Raw genomic sequence first — 539 nt, 5'->3', positions numbered from 1 at the left:
CAGAAGTTCAGCTAGAAGACATTACCGACGCTCTGTTTTGTACGCGACGAAATGCGCGTATCGTTCTCAATAAGCTCGAAGAAGAAGGGTGGATAGAATGGCACCCGGCGGCTGGCCGAGGCAAACTATCCAAACTGATCTTTAAGCGCAATCGTAGTGACGTAAGCGAAAACTTAGCGAGACGCTATCTAGACGAAGGAAAGATTGGACAGGCGCTCGATGCGTTAGACAATGACGCCGCACGTTTAACCCAGGTGATTCAAGGTTATTTGGGATTACAGCATCGACAAGGCGAGCAAGTCGTGAGATTGCCTTATTACCGACCGTTAGCCATGCTGAATCCGCAAAAGCCGATGCGTCGCTCGGAGCAACACATCGCGCGACAAGTTTTTAGCGGTTTAACGCGTCTTGATGAAAACGAACAACTTCAACCGGATCTCGCACATACGTGGGAGGCGCTTTCTGACACTCATTGGCGTTTCTATTTGCGTCGTGGCGTACGCTTCCATAATGGCGAACCACTCACGACAGATTGTGTT

General features: G+C 49.9%; 1 protein-coding gene. It reads left to right on the top strand.

Features of this window, described 5'->3' with window-relative positions:
- The coding region (locus tag R8N47_RS27840; RefSeq protein WP_318186439.1) for an SgrR family transcriptional regulator at positions 1-539 on the top strand (539 nt) is incomplete at both ends.

Source organism: Vibrio sp. 2132-1 (genome assembly GCF_033344315.1).
The sequence above is the reverse complement of the archived record's forward strand: the minus strand, read 5'-3'. Positions and strand labels throughout refer to the sequence as shown.